18 protein-coding genes are annotated in these 17089 nt (G+C 68.8%); 5 read left to right on the top strand and 13 right to left on the bottom strand.

The features are described from left to right. Positions 1-22: 22 nt before the first annotated feature. From F1C10_RS11985 to F1C10_RS11960, 6 genes are all read right to left on the bottom strand, one after another. Positions 23-1315, bottom strand: a complete 1293-nt coding sequence (locus F1C10_RS11985; RefSeq protein ID WP_185206468.1) for an amidohydrolase family protein — start codon at positions 1313-1315, stop codon at positions 23-25. After that, positions 1312-2733, bottom strand: a complete 1422-nt coding sequence (locus F1C10_RS11980; RefSeq protein WP_185206466.1) for an amidohydrolase — start codon at positions 2731-2733, stop codon at positions 1312-1314. Before F1C10_RS11980 ends, F1C10_RS11985 begins: the two co-directional genes overlap by 4 nt. A gap of 273 nt (positions 2734-3006) precedes the next feature. Beyond that, complete coding sequence (hslV, locus tag F1C10_RS11975; protein ID WP_308458059.1) at positions 3007-3570, bottom strand: ATP-dependent protease subunit HslV; 564 nt, start codon at positions 3568-3570, stop codon at positions 3007-3009. A gap of 88 nt (positions 3571-3658) precedes the next feature. Further along, on the bottom strand, positions 3659-4066 hold the full coding sequence (locus tag F1C10_RS11970) for a holin family protein (RefSeq protein ID WP_185206464.1): 408 nt from the start codon (positions 4064-4066) through the stop codon (positions 3659-3661). Positions 4067-4077: 11 nt separating this feature from the next. Next, positions 4078-4614, bottom strand: coding sequence for a glycoside hydrolase family 108 protein (locus F1C10_RS11965; protein WP_185206462.1), 537 nt, complete (start codon positions 4612-4614; stop codon positions 4078-4080). Between the two features lie 94 nt (positions 4615-4708). Then, positions 4709-5686 carry an NAD-dependent epimerase/dehydratase family protein gene (locus F1C10_RS11960; RefSeq protein WP_185206460.1) on the bottom strand — a complete coding sequence of 326 codons (978 nt, stop codon included), beginning with the start codon at positions 5684-5686 and terminating at the stop codon, positions 4709-4711. A gap of 143 nt (positions 5687-5829) precedes the next feature. On the opposite strand from F1C10_RS11960, the gene F1C10_RS11955 reads away from it, so the two are divergent. After that, positions 5830-6663 (top strand): tryptophan 2,3-dioxygenase, encoded by an 834-nt coding sequence (locus tag F1C10_RS11955; protein ID WP_185206458.1) that lies wholly within the window; start codon positions 5830-5832, stop codon positions 6661-6663. After that, positions 6660-7898 (top strand): kynureninase, encoded by a 1239-nt coding sequence (gene kynU / locus F1C10_RS11950; RefSeq protein WP_185206456.1) that lies wholly within the window; start codon positions 6660-6662, stop codon positions 7896-7898. Before F1C10_RS11955 ends, kynU begins: the two co-directional genes overlap by 4 nt. Before the next feature lie 4 nt (positions 7899-7902). On the opposite strand, the gene F1C10_RS11945 is transcribed toward kynU, so the two are convergent. The 7 genes from F1C10_RS11945 to F1C10_RS11915 all read right to left on the bottom strand — a co-directional run bounded on the left by F1C10_RS11945 (position 7903) and on the right by F1C10_RS11915 (position 13278). Further along, positions 7903-8406, bottom strand: coding sequence for a hypothetical protein (locus tag F1C10_RS11945; RefSeq protein WP_185206454.1), 504 nt, complete (start codon positions 8404-8406; stop codon positions 7903-7905). A 10-nt stretch (positions 8407-8416) separates the two neighbouring features. After that, the gene (gene egtD / locus F1C10_RS11940; RefSeq protein ID WP_185206452.1) at positions 8417-9394 is read right to left on the bottom strand and encodes an L-histidine N(alpha)-methyltransferase; all 978 of its coding nucleotides are present in this window, start codon (positions 9392-9394) and stop codon (positions 8417-8419) included. Between the two features lie 25 nt (positions 9395-9419). Then, the gene (egtB, locus tag F1C10_RS11935; protein ID WP_185206450.1) at positions 9420-10673 is read right to left on the bottom strand and encodes an ergothioneine biosynthesis protein EgtB; all 1254 of its coding nucleotides are present in this window, start codon (positions 10671-10673) and stop codon (positions 9420-9422) included. 60 nt (positions 10674-10733) lie between these two features. Further along, positions 10734-11291, bottom strand: coding sequence for a cob(I)yrinic acid a,c-diamide adenosyltransferase (locus F1C10_RS11930; protein ID WP_185206448.1), 558 nt, complete (start codon positions 11289-11291; stop codon positions 10734-10736). Positions 11292-11314: 23 nt separating this feature from the next. Beyond that, positions 11315-11551, bottom strand: a complete 237-nt coding sequence (locus F1C10_RS11925) for a twin transmembrane helix small protein (protein ID WP_185206446.1) — start codon at positions 11549-11551, stop codon at positions 11315-11317. 9 nt (positions 11552-11560) lie between these two features. Further along, on the bottom strand, positions 11561-12397 hold the full coding sequence (gluQRS, locus tag F1C10_RS11920; RefSeq protein ID WP_185210212.1) for a tRNA glutamyl-Q(34) synthetase GluQRS: 837 nt from the start codon (positions 12395-12397) through the stop codon (positions 11561-11563). A gap of 65 nt (positions 12398-12462) precedes the next feature. Next, entirely contained in the window at positions 12463-13278 is an 816-nt protein-coding gene (locus tag F1C10_RS11915) for an enoyl-CoA hydratase/isomerase family protein (RefSeq protein WP_185206444.1), read from the bottom strand. Between the two features lie 100 nt (positions 13279-13378). Here F1C10_RS11915 and F1C10_RS11910 point away from each other — a divergent pair, with 100 nt between their 5' ends. Genes F1C10_RS11910 through ppc form a run of 3 tightly spaced genes read left to right on the top strand, consistent with a single transcriptional unit; the run spans position 13379 to position 17080 of the window. Further along, a complete protein-coding gene (locus F1C10_RS11910) occupies positions 13379-13948 on the top strand; it encodes an HNH endonuclease (RefSeq protein ID WP_185206443.1) in 570 nt (189 codons plus the stop codon). Positions 13949-13967: 19 nt separating this feature from the next. After that, positions 13968-14366 (top strand): hypothetical protein, encoded by a 399-nt coding sequence (locus tag F1C10_RS11905; protein WP_185206441.1) that lies wholly within the window; start codon positions 13968-13970, stop codon positions 14364-14366. A 56-nt stretch (positions 14367-14422) separates the two neighbouring features. Further along, positions 14423-17080 carry a phosphoenolpyruvate carboxylase gene (gene ppc, locus F1C10_RS11900; RefSeq protein WP_185206439.1) on the top strand — a complete coding sequence of 886 codons (2658 nt, stop codon included), beginning with the start codon at positions 14423-14425 and terminating at the stop codon, positions 17078-17080. Positions 17081-17089: the final 9 nt, after the last annotated feature.

Genomic DNA, 17089 nt, shown 5'->3' with positions numbered 1-17089 from the left:
CCGCCCTGTTACGCGGGCAGGTTCAGCGCTCATAGGCCTTGGGCAGCGCGCCTTCGGTCGGCACGAGATAGCGGTCGCGCAATGCCTTCTGGCGCGAGTTCATCGGCTGCGCGCGGCCGTCGATCCACACCGCGGTCGGCGCGGAGGACAGTTCGAGCGGATCGCCGTCCCACAGCACGACGTCGGCACGGCGACCGGCGCGCAGGCTGCCGATCTCGCCGTCCATCCCGAGCGCGGCGGCCGGGCCCGAGGTGATCGCGGCGAGCGCCTGGCCCCAGGCGAGCCCGGTGTGGCCGGGCAGGCGCGCAATCGCGACGAGATTGCCGGCGTACTGGCGCAGGTTATGCTCACCGCCGCTGTTGCCGGTCGAGGCGAGCGCAACCTGGACGCCCGCAGCACGCATCCGCCCGACGTTCGATTCGGTCGCGCCGAGCGATTCGAACTGCGCAGGCAGATCGGCGAGCGCGGCGGCGATGACGGGGACGCGCGCGGCGGCGATCTCGCGCGCGACCATCCAGCCTTCGGAGACGCCCGTCAGCACCAGCTTGAGCCGCGGATAATCGCGCGGGAGGGCGAGGACGGTGAGAATGTCGCTAGCGCGCTCGACATGCACAACGAGTGGGACACTGCCGTCGAGCACGCGGAGCAGCGCCTGCGCGTCGCCGCGCTTGACCAACGACATACGCTCGCGGCCACCGAACGCTGCGGGATTGCGGCGATAGTCCTCCGCCTGCGCGAGCGCGTCGCGCAGCATGGCATAGGCCGCCGGACGGCTGCCGCCGGCCAGACGCCCGCCCGATTCGCCCAGTTCGACGAACTGGAAGGCACGTGGGCGGGTGACGGCGTCGGGATCGTCGCCGAGATCGATCACCGCGCCCTCGCCAGCGAAGATGGAGCCCGCCGCTTCCGGCGCGACGAGCGCGCGCGTGACGCCGCCCAGCCGCTCGTTGGCGATCTTCACCTCGGCCGGGTTGATCGCCACCGCGACGTCGATCGCGGCGTTGAACGGCGCGTTGCGCGCGCCGGCGTCATTGCTCTCCTCGACCCCCGCCGCATCGCTGATGCCGAGATCGCTGAAGCCCGCGACGAAACCGGGCGAGACCCACTTGCCGCGGCCATCGATCACCTGCGCGCCCGCGGGCACGGCGATGCCGGGGCCGGCCGCGACGATGCGGCCGTTCTGGAACACGACGGTGCCGTTCTCGATCGGGGCCGAGCCGTCGCCCGTCGCGACGGTGGCACCGGTGATGGCGACGGTCTGCGCAGCCACGGGGCTTGCCAGCATCGTGGCAAGGAGCAGGAGGGCGCGCTTCACTTGACGTCTCCCGAGCCGGGCTGGCCGAGTTCGAAATCACTCACCGGGCGACGCTTCGGATCGGTGGCGTCGAACAGCAGCGCGCCGTCGATCCACACCTTTTCGGGCCGGGTATAAACGCTGAACGGATCGCCGTTCCAAAGCACGACGTCGGCCATCTTGCCGGGCTTGAGGCTGCCGGTGCGGTCGGCGATGCCGAGCGCGGTGGCGGGGCCGAGCGACAGCCACTTCCACGCGACCTGCGGCGCGATGTCGATCCCCGCACGGCGGCCCGAGGCAAGTACCTTGGCGACTTCCTGGTTGAGCCGCTGGATGCCATTCTCGTCGTCCGAGTGGATCATCGCGCACGCGCCCGCGCGTTCGAGGATCGCGAGGTTCTCTCCAATCCCGTCGTAGCTTTCCATCTTGAAGCCGTACCAGTCGGCCCACACCGCCGCGCAAGTGCCGTTGGCCTTCAGGATGTCGGCGATCTTGTACGCTTCCACCGCATGGTGGAAGGCGGTAACCTTGTAGCCGAATTCCTTCGCCATATCCTCGACGATCGCCATCTCGTCGGCGCGATAGCAGTGGTTCTGGATCAGGATCTCGCCCGCCAGCACGCCGCGCAACGTGTCCATCGCGATATCGCGATCGGGCATATCGCCGCCGTCGGCGTCGTACCGGTCCCACTTGCGGCGATAGCTCTGCGCCTTCGCCCAGGTCGCGCGATCGACAGCGATGTTGCCCATCCGCGTCGAAGGCTGACGGCTCTTCGAGCCGTAGACGCGCTTGGGATTTTCGCCGCACGCCATCTTGAGGCCGTAAGGCGCACCGGGGAATTTCATCGCCTGCATCGTGCGCGCGTAGACGTTCTTGAGCACCACCGAACGGCCACCCATCAGGTTCGCCGAGCCGGGCAGGATCTGCAGCGTCGTGACGCCGCCGTTGGCGAGCGCGCGGCTGAAACCGGGATCCTGCGGCCACACGCTGTGCTCCGCCCAGACGTCCGCGGTGATCGGCCCGGTCGCCTCGTTGCCGTCGCTGTGCGCCTGCACGCTGGGGGTGGGATAATCGCCGAGGTGGCTGTGGATATCGACCACGCCGGGCGTCACCCACTTGCCCGTGCCGTCGATCACCTGCGCGTCGGCCGGCGCGTTCACGCTCTGCCCGACCGCGACGATCTTGCCGTCGGCGAACAGCACCTGGCCGTTGTCGATCCGCCCGCCTTCGCCGTCATAGACGGTGACGTTGCGCACCAACGTCGGCACGCCGGGGTAGGCGCGATAGGTGGAGGGGAAGGGATCGCGCGCATAGGGCTGCGGCGGCGCTTTCGCCGAAGCGGACTTGGGACGTGCGTCGCCCTGCGAACAGGCGAGCAGCGAGAGCGCCGCGGCGCCGGTCGCGAGCCAGCGACCGACGATGGAAATGCGTGGGATCATGGCCGGCGTGATTGGACGCGGACGCGGCGGAAGACAAGCGCTTAGCGCTTGCGGTGGATTGCCTCCGCCCGTTCGTGCTGCGCCCCCCTCCGTTCGTGCTGAGGAGGTGCTGAGGCGCAGGCGAAGCCTGTCCTGAGCGCCTGCCTTGGCAGGCAGTCGAAGGGTGCCGTCTCGAAGCACCGCCCTTCGAGACGGGCTTTCGTCTTCGCTACGCTACGCTACGCTCAATCCCTCCTCAGGGCGAACGGGTACGGAACCGCCAAACCGCCAAGCTCAACTCGTACTGTCGAGCGTTTCCACCACCAGCCGGTCGTTGGTGTAGACGCACACCTCGGCGGCGATCTTCATCGCCTTGCGGCAGATCGTCTCGGCGTCGCCCTCGTAATCGACAAGCGCACGCGCGGCGGCGAGCGCGAAATTGCCGCCCGATCCGATCGCCGCCACCCCCGCCTCGGGTTCGAGCACGTCGCCGTTGCCGGTGAGGATCAGCGTCACGTCCTTGTCGGCGACGATCATCATCGCTTCCAGGTTGCGCAGATATTTGTCGGTGCGCCAGTCCTTGGCGAGCTCCACCGCGGCGCGCATCAGCTGGCCTTGGTGACGCTCGAGCTTCGCCTCGAGCCGCTCGAACAGGGTGAAGGCGTCGGCGGTGGCGCCGGCGAACCCGGCGATCACCTTGCCGTCGGGGCCGAGCGTGCGGACCTTGCGCGCATTGGGTTTCATCACGGTCTGCCCCATCGAGACCTGGCCGTCGCCAGCGACGACGACCTTGCCGCCGCGCCGCACCGAGAGGATCGTCGTGCCGTGCCAGACGGGCATGCTGCTATGTTCGCTCATGTCCCGCGATGTAGGACGCGGGCGGGGCGGCGCAACAGTCGCGGCCGTCCGCACCGCAACGTCTGCCCCCCGCACCGCGCCACCGTATCTAACGCAGCTTCGCCTTGCCCCACTCGCGCGCCACGGTGTAGCCGAGATAGCCGGTGCCGAAGAGCGCGTAGAGCGGTTCGGGGATGCCGGCGAGATAGGCGTTCATGCCGCGCGCGATCGCCTCCGCCGCTGCCGGGCGTACCGCGGCGATCAGCCCCATCGGGATCGACCACAAGAGCAGCACGTACATGACGTAGAGGAAGCTTGGGCGTGCGCGGCTGGTCCACGCGTCGGGAGAGCTGGCCTCCGCCAGCACTGCCGCCATCTGCGCCTTGACGCGTTCGAGCTCCTGCGTGCCTTCCAGCCGGACGAGTTCGCGCTTCGCCGCCTCGCGCGCGGCGGGATCGGGAATGATCTTGTCGATCAGCGCGGCGACGGGGCCGATGATCGTATCGAGGATCGCCATGTCCGCTCTCCTCAGCCCAACCGGTTGGCAAGCCAGCCGTAGAGGAACGCCTCGTTCGCCGGGCGGCGCTCGGCAAGCGAGAGATAGCGCTCGCCCTGCAGCGCCTCGATCGCCTTGAGCAGCACGGTTTCGCCGCCCGCGCCGCGGGTGAGCAGGAAGAGATCGAGCGCGGCGAGGGTCTGCGGGCCGACGCGCCCGTCGAGCGATATGTCGGGATAGTCGCGCGCGCCGCGGTTGAGCGCGTTGAGCGCGCGCTGCAGGAACGCGGTGGCGACGGCGGGCCCCATGTTGACCCCGGTGTCGAACAGTTCGGCGGCGATCAGCGGCGCACGTTCCGCCACGGCGTCATAGCGCGGGCGCTGCCAGTAGAGGCGGCGGTAGATCGGCGCTGCCGCCTCACGCGCGAAATGCCGCATCTCGCCGACATAGCCGTTGGCGCGCGCGACCGCCTCGGTGATGCCCCAGCGTGTCGCGCCGCCGCGGTCGGCGGCATGGTTGCTGTAGCCGCCCTCGCGATCGATCACCGCGTCGATAAGTTCGTCGATCATATCCCCTCCTGTATTACGAACAGAACGGGAACATATATACGGCAGGCGATGTAGGACAGACGTCGCGTGTCGTACGCGGCGGAGACGGGTCCGATCAGGACCGTGCGTGATAGCCGCGGAACCATTCGACGAAGCGCGGAATGCCCACCTCAATTGGCGTCGTCGGCGCGAAGCCGTGATCGCGCTGGATGGTGGTGATGTCGGCGTAGGTGGCGGGGACGTCGCCGGGCTGCATCGGTTCGAGTTGGCGGATCGCCTTTACTCCGATCGCGTCCTCGAGCACGTCAATCATGCGCAGGAGTTGCTCGGGCTTGTTGTTGCCGATGTTGTAGACGCGGTGCGGCGGGGTGGCGCCGTCGTCGGCGGGGGGCGCATCGGTGACGGCGAGGACGCCCGCGACGATATCGTCGATATAGGTGAAGTCGCGCCGCATGTCGCCGTTGTTGAAGACGCGGATCGGCTCGCCCTTGAGGATCGCGTTGGTGAACAGCCACAGCGCCATGTCGGGCCGCCCCCACGGGCCGTAGACGGTGAAGAAGCGCAAGCCCGTCAGCGGCAGGCGATAGAGGTGGGCATAGACGTTGCCCATCAGCTCGTCGGCCTTCTTGGTTGCGGCGTAGAGCGAGATCGGCGCGTCGACGCGATCGTCCTCGGCGAACGGCTGCTTGACGTTGCCGCCGTAGACCGAGCTCGACGAGGCGTAGCTCATCGAGACGAGGCCATCGAGCCGGCGGGCATATTCGAGCATGTTGACCTGCCCGACGAGGTTCGACTGGACGTAGGCGTGCGGGTTGGTGATCGAGTAGCGCACGCCCGCCTGTGCGGCGAGGTGGACGATGTGCGTGATTGCGTGCGGCGCGAGCGCGGCGGTGAGCGCGGCATTGTCGGCAATGTCGACGTGCGCGAAGGTGAAGTTGGGGTGCGCCAGCGTCGCGAGGCGATCGCGCTTCAGCTGCACGGGATAGTAATTGTTCAGATCGTCGATCCCGACGACGCGCTCGCCGCGATCGAGCAGCTGGCGCGCCACCGCCGCCCCGATGAACCCGGCCGCACCGGTGACGAGATAGGTCATGTTCGCGCTCGCTTCGTTGCCCCGCCAACGCCGCTTTGCGCGCCGCTGTTCGCGTATTCGTAGGGCGCGACGGTTAACGCGCAATTGGTGCTGCACCGGCTAGGCACGCGAAATCCGCTGCCAATCGCGCTACAGCCGGCGGCATGGACCAGCGCACGCCCGCCCCGCCCCCGAATCTAGTCACGCCGCCCGGCAGCCCGAGCTACACCAGCTATCTCCGCCTCGACGACCTGCTCGGCTGCCAGACGCCGCTCAGCGACACGCATGACGAGATGCTGTTCATCGTCATCCACCAAGCGTCCGAACTGTGGATGAAACTGTGCCTGCACGAACTCGACGCGGCGCGCGCGGCGATCGCCGACGACCGGCTCGACACCGCGTTCAAGATGATGGCGCGCGTGGCGCGGATCCAGCAGCAGCTGATCGGCAGCTGGGAGATCCTCGCGACGATCACCCCGGCCGATTACTCGGCGATGCGCGGCGCACTGGGGGCGAGCTCGGGCTTCCAGTCGCACCAGTATCGCGCAATGGAATATCTGCTCGGCAACAAGAATGCGGCGATGATCGCGGTGTTCGGCGACGCACCGCACCTCCAGGCGGCGCTCGAGGGCGCGCTGCACCGCCCGAGCATCTACGACGAGGCGCTGCGCGCGCTGGCACGGGCGGGGCTGCCGGTGCCGACGGACCGGCTGGAGCGCGATTTCACGCAGCCCTATGCCGCGTCGCCCGCGGTCGAGGCATGCTGGGCGCAGGTCTATGCCGCGCCCGAGCGGTGGTGGAACCTGTATGAGCTCGCCGAGAAGCTCGTCGATCTCGAATATCGTTTCCAATTGTGGCGCTTCGGGCATCTGAAGACGGTGGAGCGGGTGATCGGCTTCAAGCGCGGCACCGGCGGCACGGCGGGCGTGCCGTATCTCGCCAAGGTGATCGACCAGGTGTTCTTCCCAGAATTGCTGACGGTGAGGGCTGTATTATGAGCGGCAAACGACACTGGCCGACGCTTGACGACGTTCGCGCGCTTGATGCCGCCGATCCGCTGCGCGCGTGCCGCGATCGCTTCGCGTTGCCCGACGGCGTGATCTATCTCGACGGCAATTCGCTCGGTGCGCTGCCCAGGGCGAGCGCAGCGCGCGTCGCGCAGACGGTGACGCGCGAGTGGGGCGGGGACCTAATCGCGAGCTGGAACAAGCACGGCTGGATCGACGCGCCGGCGCGACTCGGCGCGCGGATTGCGCCGCTGATCGGGGCGGCGGCGGACGAGGTGATCGTCGCCGATTCGACGTCTGCCAACCTCTTCAAGCTGATCGTCGCGGCGTGCCAGGCGCGGCCCGGCCGATCGACGATCCTGACCGAACCGGGCAATTTCCCGACCGATCTCTACATCGCGCAGGGCGTGGCGGCGACGCTGCCGGGGCGGCATGTGCGCACCGCCGCCGACATCGTCGCGGCGATCGACGGCGACACCGCGGTCGTCGTGCTGACGCACGTCCACTACAAAACGGGTGCGATGCGCGACATGCACGCGGTCACCGCGGCGGCGCATGCGGCGGGCGCGCTGATGCTGTGGGATCTCAGCCACTCGGTTGGCGCGGTCGAGGTGGACCTCGGCGGATGCGGCGCCGATCTGGCGGTCGGCTGCGGCTACAAATATCTCAACGGCGGGCCGGGGGCGCCGGCGTTCCTCTACGTTGCGCGCGCGCTGCACGGCACGCTCGCCTCGCCGATGACGGGGTGGATGGGCCACGCCGCGGCGTTCGACTTCGGCGACGACTATCGACCGGCGGAGGGCATGAAGCGTTTCCTGTGCGGCACGCCGCCGATCATCGGCATGGCGGCGCTCGACGCTGGCCTCGACACGTTCGACGGCGTTGCGATGGCCGATGTGGTGGCGAAGAGCCGCGCGCTGTCCGAGCTGCTGATCTCCGGAATCGATGCGCGCTGCCCGGGGCTGACGATGGCGAGCCCGCGCGAAACGGCGATGCGCGGCAGCCACGTCAGCGTCGCGCATCCGCACGCTTGGGAAATCTGCCAGGCCCTGATCGCGCGCGGCGTGATCGGCGATTTCCGCGCGCCCGACGTACTGCGGCTCGGGCTGACGCCGCTCTACACGCAGTTCGAGGACGTGTGGCAGGCGGTGGAGATCATCGCCGACGTGCTCGCGCGCGAGACGTGGCGCGACCCGGCCTATGCGGTGCGCGCGGCGGTGACTTGACGCGCTACTTGCCGAGCGCCGCGGCGAGCTCCGCCTTGGTCATCGTCGAGCGGCCCTTGATATCGCGCTCGCGCGCCTCGGCGAGGAGATCGGCCTTGGTCGGCTTGCCACCGCGGTCGCGATAGCGCGCGGTCTTCTCCGCAACATCGGCGGGCTGATCGGAGAATTGCTTGCCCTTGGCGCTATCGCGGCGCTTTTTGGCGGTGGTGCGCGCATATTCTTCCTTGCTCAGCGCCGCGCGCGCTTTCTTGGGCAGGTAGCGCTCACCCGTTTCGCCGCTTTTCTTGCCCGATTTGGTGCCCCACTCCTCCTCGGTCCACTCATGCAGGCTGTTGTCGGCGTCCTTCTTGCCGACGTAGCCGCCGCCCGCCTTCTTGTATTCGGCGACCGCGAGCTGCGCCTTACGCGCGGACCATTCGCCCTTCTTGCCGCCCTTCGCACCGGCGGTGACGCGCGCCTTCACCTTTTCCCACAGTTCGGGATCGTCACGCTCGGCAGTCTCGCTCATCGCTCGGCTCCTAGGGGGCGGGGCGTTCGGCCTGTGCTTCGGCGAGGTAGACGCCGAACAGCCCGTCGGGATCGGTCCACTCGGCGACCGGCGTCCACCCGCCCGCGCGCAGCAGAATGCGGGCGTCGCGCGGGCCATACTTATGGCTGTTCTCGGTGTGGATCGTCGCGCCCGCTTCGATCGCGAAGGGCCGTCCCTCGACCTCGAACGCGACGTCGCGCAGCGCCTCCAGATGCATCTCGATCCGCGCGCGATCGTCGTTCCAGCGGGCGCGATGCGCGAAGGAGTCGAGCGGCACGGTGCCGTCGAGCTCGCGGTTGATCCGGCCGAGCAGGTTCATGTTGAACGCCGCGGTCACCCCGGCGGCATCGTCGTAGGCGCGCGTCAGCACGTCGGCGTCCTTGATCCGGTCCATCCCGATCAGCAGATGCGCGCCGAGCCCGAGCGAACCGCGCATCGCGCGCAGCAGATCGACCGCGGCGTGCGGGATGAGATTGCCGATCGTCGAGCCGGGAAAGAAGCCGAGCTTGGGCGCGGCCGCAATCGTCTTGGGCAAGGTGAGCGCGCGGGTGAAATCGGCCTCGAACGGCAGCACGAACAGATCGGGATAGGCGGCCGACAAGGCGCGCGAGGATTCGCGCAGGAAATCGCCCGATATGTCGATCGGCACATAGGCCGACGGCTTCATCGCATCGATCACCAGCGGCGTCTTGGTCGACGAGCCCGATCCGAACTCTACCAGCGCCGCGTCGGCGGGGACGAGTCGCGCAAGCTCGGGTGCGATCCGCTGGAGGATCGCGGTCTCGGTGCGCGTCGGATAATATTCGGGCAGCTCAGTGATCTGCTCGAACAGCTGCGACCCGCGATGATCGTAGAACCAGCGCGCGGGGATCGCCCGCGGGCGGCGTTCGAGCCCGGCGAGCACGTCGGCGCGGAACTGCGGGTCGGCGAGCGACGCCTGGCCGTCCTCGATCTCTGGCTTGAGCATTGGCGTCCTTTCGCGAAGCGCTGTGTCAGGCATCCTTGGCCAGCCTGACGCCGGTGAACTGCCAGCGCTGATGGGGGTAGAAGAAGTTGCGGTAGCAGGGGCGCACGTGCCCGCGCGGCGTGGCGCACGATCCGCCGCGCAGCACGAACTGGCCGCTCATGAACTTGCCGTTATATTCGCCCACCGCGCCTTCCGCGGCGGCGAAGCCGGGATAGGGGCGATAGGCGCTGCCGGTCCATTCCCATACGTCGCCGAAGAAGGCCGGGCCGTTGCCTGCGGGCCGGGGTTCGATCGCACCGGCGCGGTCGAGCTGGTTGCCCGCGGCGGCGTCGTACGCGGCGGCGGCGGCTTCCCACTCGAATTCGGTCGGCAACCGCGCGCCGGCCCAACTGGCATAGGCATCCGCCTCGTAGAAGCTAACGTGCGTCACCGGTGCGGCGCGATCGACCGGACGGCGACCATCGAGCCCGAAGCGCGTCCAGGTGCCGTCGCGTTCCTCCCAATAGAGCGGCGCACTGATGCCTTCACGCTGCACCCACGCCCAGCCATCGGCGAGCCACCAGCGCGGTTCGCCGTACCCTCCGTCGGCGATGAACGCCTGCCACTCGCCGTTGGTGACGGTGCGGTCGGCGATGCGGTGCGCCGGCACCAGCGCGCGGTGGCGCGGCCCTTCGCAGTCGAACGCGAAGCCCGCGCCGTCGTGCCCCACCTCGACGATCGCCTCGTCGCGGGCGATCCAGCCGATCGGCTCAGGAACGGCGACGGGCACCTTGCGCGCGGCGGGCCAGATCGCGGGCTCGAGCGGGTTTTCCGAGAAGAGGTGCAGGATATCGGTGACGAGCAGCTCCTGATGCTGCTGCTCGTGATGGCAGCCGAGCGCGACGAGCGTTCGCGCCTCCTCACCGAGAGTGGGTAGCGCGGCGACCAGCGCCGCATCGACCGCGGCACGATAGGCAAGCACTTCATCGAGCGACGGGCGCGTGATCATGCCGCGCCGGCCGCGTGCGTGGCGCCGCCCTTCCGCCTCGTAATAGCTGTTGAACAGGAACGGGAAGCGTGGATCGTGCAGCCGATAGCCCGCGACGTGATCGCGAAGGATGAACGTCTCGAAGAACCAGCTGGTGTGCGCGAGATGCCATTTCGCCGGCGACGCATCGTCCATCGACTGGACCGTCGCGTCGGCATCGCCGAGCGGGGCGACGAGCGCTTCGCTGAGACGACGAACCTTCGTGTAGCGCGCCGCGAGTTCGTCCGACGCCGACGCTGGCTGAACCTGCATCCTGTTCCTCTCATCGGAACGCGAACGGCAGGCCGGATGCGGGAAATCCGCCGGCTGGTGCTAGCGCGAACCCCCAGGTATCCACAGAACGTCTGCCGAGCCCTGTTGGTTCACCAAGCGGCACGCGACGAACAAATAATCGCTCAGGCGATTTATGTACATCAGGGCCGCGGGGTTGATCGGGCCGTGAATTGAAACACATGCCCGCTCCGCACGGCGCACGATCGCGCGCGCGAGATGCAGTGATGCCGCGGCGCCGCCGGGCAGGATGAAGCTGGTGAGCGGCGCCATGCCGTCGTTCATCGCGTCGATCGCGTGCTCGAGCCACGTGACCTGCGCGGGCACGATCCGCAGCGTCATGGCGGACGGCGTGAAATCATCGCCTGGCGTCGCGAGATCGGCACCGAGATCGAACAGGTCGTTCTGGATGCGCGACAGTTCCGCCGTGATCGGATGATCGGCGAGACTGGCGATCGCGACGCCGATCGCGCTGTTCGCCTCATCGACATCGCCGATCGCCTCCATCCGGGGATCGGCCTTCGACACGCGGCTACCGTCGACAAGGCCCGTGGTCCCGTCGTCGCCGGTGCGCGTGTAGATCTTGTTGAGCTTGACCAAGGTTCGTCAGGAACGAAGCGGTGTCAGGTACGGCCGGCGGCGAACAGCAGGACGACGACGATCAGCACCGCCAGCGCCTGAAACAGGATGCGCTGCTGCATCATGCGGTTCGACTTGAGCTGGCTCGCGCTCGGGCCGCCGGTGCTGATACCGTGCGCCTCGTCGCTCGCGCTTTTCAGGAAAGCGACGATGCCGCGGATCAGGGCAACGAGCGTCGCAATCATGGCTGCGACGAGGAGGATCACCAGAAACGTCTGCATGCGCCCTATCTAGGCATCGCCGCCGGGGTTTGGAAGCCGTCCGCGGCGAAGATCGTCGGCGACCGCCCGGCCATCGACGCCGCGTGCGCGCAGGTCGGCAAGCGCGGGGGCGCCGTCACGCTTGGCGAGCCGGCGCCCGTCGGGGCCGAGCAGCAGCGGGTGATGATGATAGGCCGGGGTCGGCAGGTCGAGCAGCGCTTGGAGCAGTCGGTGGACGTGGGTGGCGGCGAACAGGTCCACGCCGCGGACCACGTCGGTGACGCCCTGCGACGCATCGTCGATGGTGACGGCAAGGTGGTAGCTCGCCGGCGCGTCCTTGCGCGCGAGGACGACGTCGCCGGCAGCGCGCGGATCGGCGCGGATCGCCTCCCCGTGATCGGTCCAGGCGAGCGGGCCCGCCTGCGCGGCGGCAGCGGCCATGTCGAGCCGCCAGCAATAGGGGCGGTCGGGATCGTCGGCGCGGCTGCGGCACGTGCCGGGGTAGACCGGCTCGGCGCCGTGCGGCGCGGCAAGGCTGGCGGCGGCGATTTGCGCGCGCGTGCAGTAGCAGCGGTACAGCAGCCCCGCGCCGCGCAGCCGGTCGAGCGCGGCGGCATAGGCGGCGAGCCGCGCCGACTGGAACACGACCGCGCCGTCCCATGCAAGGCCGAGCCAGGCGAGATCGTCGAGGATCGTCGCGACATGCTCGGGGCGGCTGCGCGTGCCGTCGATATCCTCGATCCGGACGAGAAAGCGCCCATCGTGTGCGCGTGCGTGATCATGCGCGAGGATCGCGCTGTACGCGTGGCCGAGATGCAGCCGCCCGGTGGGCGAGGGGGCGAAGCGGGTGACGATCACGCCCGCGATGTGCGGCCAGGCGGGGGCGGGGGCAAGAGGCGCGCGGGCTGCCTTTCGCCTTGCCCCCCCGCGCGTCAGCGGCCGCTGAACCGCGGCTCGCGCTTCTCCATGAAGGCGGCGACGCCCTCCTTGTGGTCTTCGGTCGCCATCAGGCGGCGGATCGTCTCGATCGCCCAGCCGCCGAGCTCGCGCGCATCGCCGTACGCCGCACGGCGCAGCCCCTCCTTCATGTAGCGCAGGGCGAGCGGCGGGTTGGCGGCGATCCGCCCGGCAAGATCGCGGGCGCGCGCCATGAGTTCGTCGTGCGGCACCACCTCGCGCACCAGCCCGATGCGCGCCGCCTCGGCCGCGTCGATCACGTCGCCCGTGAACAGCAGCTCCGCGGCCTTCGCCGGCCCGACGATCGCGGGCAGGCGGTAAAAGCCGCCGACGTCGCACACCAGCCCGCGCTTGATGAACAGCTCGGCGAACTTCGCCCTGTCCGACGCGATGCGGATGTCGGCGTAAAGCGCGAGCTCCATCCCCCAGCCGACCGCCGCGCCGTTGACGGCGGCGATGACCGGCTTGTCACACTCGAGCGCGGCGATCGCCGCCGGCGTCGGCTGGTGGCGCACGACGGGGGGCGCCTTGCGGCTAGCAAAGGCATCCGGCCCGGCCATGATCTCGCCGACGTCGTCGCCCGAGCAGAAGGCAGGATCGGCGCCGGTAACGATGACGCAGCGCGCGTCCTCGTCGATCACGGCGCGGCGGAACGCGGCCTCGAGCTTGGCGTAAGCGTCCCAGTTCAGCGCGTTGCGGCGGTGCGGGCGGTTGAGCGTGATCGTCGCGACGTGATCGGCGACGGCGTAGGTCACGCTCTCGCCCGCGGCGCCCTGGCTGGTGTCGGTCATTGCATCCTCTCCCCTTGACCCGGCGTTTTGCCGGCTGTCATCATGGCGTCACCGCCGGGCGCGACATGCACCGGCGACACGGTATCGAAGGGGAGCGCGCTTGTTCCATCCCGATCTGATCCGCCACCCGGAGGCGTGCCCGACGCTCGTCCTCAACGCCGATTACACGCCTTTATCCTATTATCCGCTCAGCATCTGGCCGTGGCAGACCGCGGTCAAGGCGGTGTTTCTCGATCGCGTCGATATCGTCGCGCATTACGAGCGCGAGGTGCGCAGCCCGACCCAGGCGATGAAGCTGCCGTCGGTGATCGCGCTCAAGCAATATGTGAAGCCGTCGCAGTTTCCTGCGTTCACGCGCTTCAACCTGTTCCTGCGCGATCGCTTCGCCTGCCAATATTGCGGCACCGACCAGCGCGACCTGACGTTCGATCACGTCGTGCCGCGCGCGCAGGGCGGGCGCACGACGTGGGAGAACGTCGTCACCGCGTGCGCGCCGTGCAATCTCAAGAAGGGCGGGCGCACCCCCAGGCAGGCGGCGATGCCCCTCTACGGCGAGCCGATCCGCCCGACGAGCTGGCAGCTGCAGGAACACGGGCGCAGTTTTCCGCCCAATTATCTCCATCAGACGTGGCACGATTGGCTGTATTGGGACGTTGAGCTGGACGCGTAACGACAGGAGGAGTGCGTCCATGCGGGGGTTGATCGTGCTGGCGGGTATCGTCCCGCTGGTCGCCGGTTGCGGCACGGGAACGACGAGCGCCGACGAGAATGCCGCCGCCGTCGATTACCGCCCGCCGACGGTCACCTCGCGGCTCGATTTCGGCGGCTCGATCGAGCGGCGTTTTCACCGGCTCGACAAGAACGGCGACGATCGGTTGGTGCGTGACGAGCTGCCACCGTGGCTGCGTGGCGGGTTCGACCGCTATGATACGGACGGCAACGGCAGCCTCAGTTCGGACGAATGGGGCAAGCTGATGCTCGACCGCTTCGACCGGATGGACGCCAACAAGGACGGCACGGTGACGAGCAAGGAGCGTGATGCGGCGCGCGCCGCCGCCCGCGCGGCGCGCGCAGCGGCGGGCAATTGACCGGTGGCAGAAGCGGGCGCGTTGACGCCTCTTCTGGTGCGGTGCAGCATGACCCGATGAATACTTTGCCCCCCGTCACCAACAACGACGACATCCGCTATCTCGGTCGCATCCTCGGCGACGTGATTCGCGAGCTGGGCAGCGCGCGATTGTTCGAGGCGACCGAGGCGATCCGCGCCGCGTCGGTCGAGCGGCACCGCGACGGCGGCGCGCCGGTCGACCATCACCTTGACGCACTTACCCTCGACGAGACGCTCGATTTCGTGCGCGGCTTCATGCTCTTCTCGATGCTCGCCAACCTCGCCGAAGACCGGCAGGGGATCGCGGCAGAGGAGGGCGCGGACCTCGCCAGCGCGCTCGAGCGGCTGGAAAGCGAGGACGTCGACAAGGCAGCGGTCGCGAAGCTGCTCGATCACGCCCTCATCGCACCGGTGCTCACTGCGCATCCCACCGAGGTGCGCCGCAAGAGCATGATCGATCACCGCAACCGCATCGCCGCGCTGATGGCGCTGCGCGATGCCGGTACGCGCGAGACGCCCGAGGGCGACCTTATCGACGAGGCGATCGTGCGGCAGGTCGCGCTGCTGTGGCAGACGCGCGTGCTGCGTCGCGAGCGGCTCTACGTTACCGACGAAGTAGAGACCGCGCTCAGTTACCTGCGCGACGTGTTCCTCCCCGTCATCCCCGCACTCTACCAGCGCTGGGACCGTGCGATGGGTGCGCGCGTTCCGGGCTTCCTCCGGCCCGGCAGCTGGATCGGCGGCGATCGCGACGGCAATCCGTTCGTCACCGCCGACTCGCTAAAGACCGCGCTTGCCAAGGCGTCCGCCGCAGCGCTCGGCTTCTATCTCGACCAGCTCCACGCGCTCGGCTCCGAACTGTCGATCTCGGCCGATCATGCCGCGGTCGACGCGGCGGTGATCGCGCTGGCCGAGGCGAGCGGCGACGATGCCGAGAGTCGCCTTGACGAGCCGTATCGTCGCGCGCTGTCGGGTATCTACGCGCGCACCGCCGCGACCTACACGAAGCTGACCGGCACCCCGCCGCCACGCCCGAGCCGCGCGGCCGAGCCCTATGCCAGCCCCGACGATCTGCGTGCCGATCTCGTCACGATCGCGCGACCGCTCGGCAACGGCCCGCTGGCGAGCGGCGGCGCGATCGGTCGGCTGATCCGCGCGGTGGAGGTGTTCGGTTTCCACCTCGCGACGCTCGACCTCAGGCAGAACAGCGCGGTGCACGAGCGCGTCGTCGCCGAACTGCTCGCGCACGCCGGGGTGTGCGACGACTATGCCGCGCTCGACGAGGCGGCGCGCGTCGACCTGCTGACACGCGAACTTGCGACCGCGCGCCCGCTGACCAGCCGCTTCATCGACTATAGCGAGGAAACCGCGGGCGAGCTCGCCATCGTCGCGGCGGCGGCGGACGCGCATGCCGCCTACGGGCCGGCGTGCATCCGCCAGTATATCGTGTCGATGTGCAAATCGGTCAGCGACCTGCTCGAGGTGCATCTGCTGCTGAAAGAGGTCGGCCTCTACGTGCCGGGCGACCCGGCGACCGCGACGGTGATGGCAGTGCCGCTGTTCGAGACGATCGAGGATCTCGAAGCCGCGCCGGGCATCATGACCGACTGGTTCGCGCTGCCCGCGGTGGCGGCGATCGCCGGCGCGCGCGGCCACCAGGAAGTGATGATCGGCTATTCCGATTCGAACAAGGACGGCGGTTACCTGACCTCGACGTGGCAATTGTCGAAGGCGTCGACCGCGCTCAGGCCCGTGTTCGAGGCGGCGGGCGTCGGCATGCAATTGTTCCACGGGCGCGGCGGCGCGGTCGGGCGGGGCGGCGGATCGGCGTTCGCCGCGATCCGCGCGCAGCCGCCGGGCACGGTGCAGGGCCGCATCCGGATCACCGAGCAGGGCGAGGTGATCGCGGGCAAGTACGGCACGCGCGAGAGCGCAACGACCAACCTCGAGGCGATCGCGTCCGCCACCCTGCTCGCCAGCCTGTCGCCCGCGCCGCTCTCCAATGCCGAGAACGAGAGCTTCGCGGCGGCGATGGACCAGTTGTCCGATGCGGCGTTCCGCGCCTATCGCGATCTCGTCTACGGCACCGAAGGCTTCCGTACCTTCTTCCGCCAGATGACGCCGATCGCGGAGATTTCCGGCCTCAAGATCGGCAGCCGCCCGGCGAGCCGCAAGAAATCGAACCGGATCGAGGACCTGCGCGCGATCCCCTGGGTGTTCAGCTGGGCGCAGGCGCGCGTCATGCTGCCGGGATGGTATGGCGTCGGGCCGGCGATCGCGGGGTTCGCCGACAAGGGCCTGCTCGCCGAGATGGCGCAAGGCTGGCCGCTGTTCGCCGCGACGCTCGCCAACATGGAGATGGTGCTCGCGAAATCGGACATGGGGATCGCCGAGCGCTACGCAGGCCTCGTCGAGGATGAGAAGCTGGGCGCGCGCATCTTCGGCCGGATCAAGGACGATTGGCAGCAGACGCACGACGGGCTGCTCGCCGTTACCGGCCAGTCACGCCTGCTCGAGAAGCATCCGGCGCTCGACGCGTCGATCCGGCTGCGGTTGCCCTATATCGAGCCGCTCAACCTGCTTCAGATCGAGCTGATGCGGCGCCACCGCGCGGGCGAGGAGGATGCGCGGATCGGCGAGGGCATCCTTCTGTCGATCAACGCGATCGCGACGGGCTTGCGCAATTCGGGATAGCGGCGAGGC

The organism is Sphingomonas sp. NBWT7, assembly GCF_014217605.1.
Classification (GTDB): domain Bacteria; phylum Pseudomonadota; class Alphaproteobacteria; order Sphingomonadales; family Sphingomonadaceae; genus Sphingomonas.
Note: the sequence above shows the minus strand (reverse complement) of the source record. Positions and strands in the feature narration are given on the sequence as shown.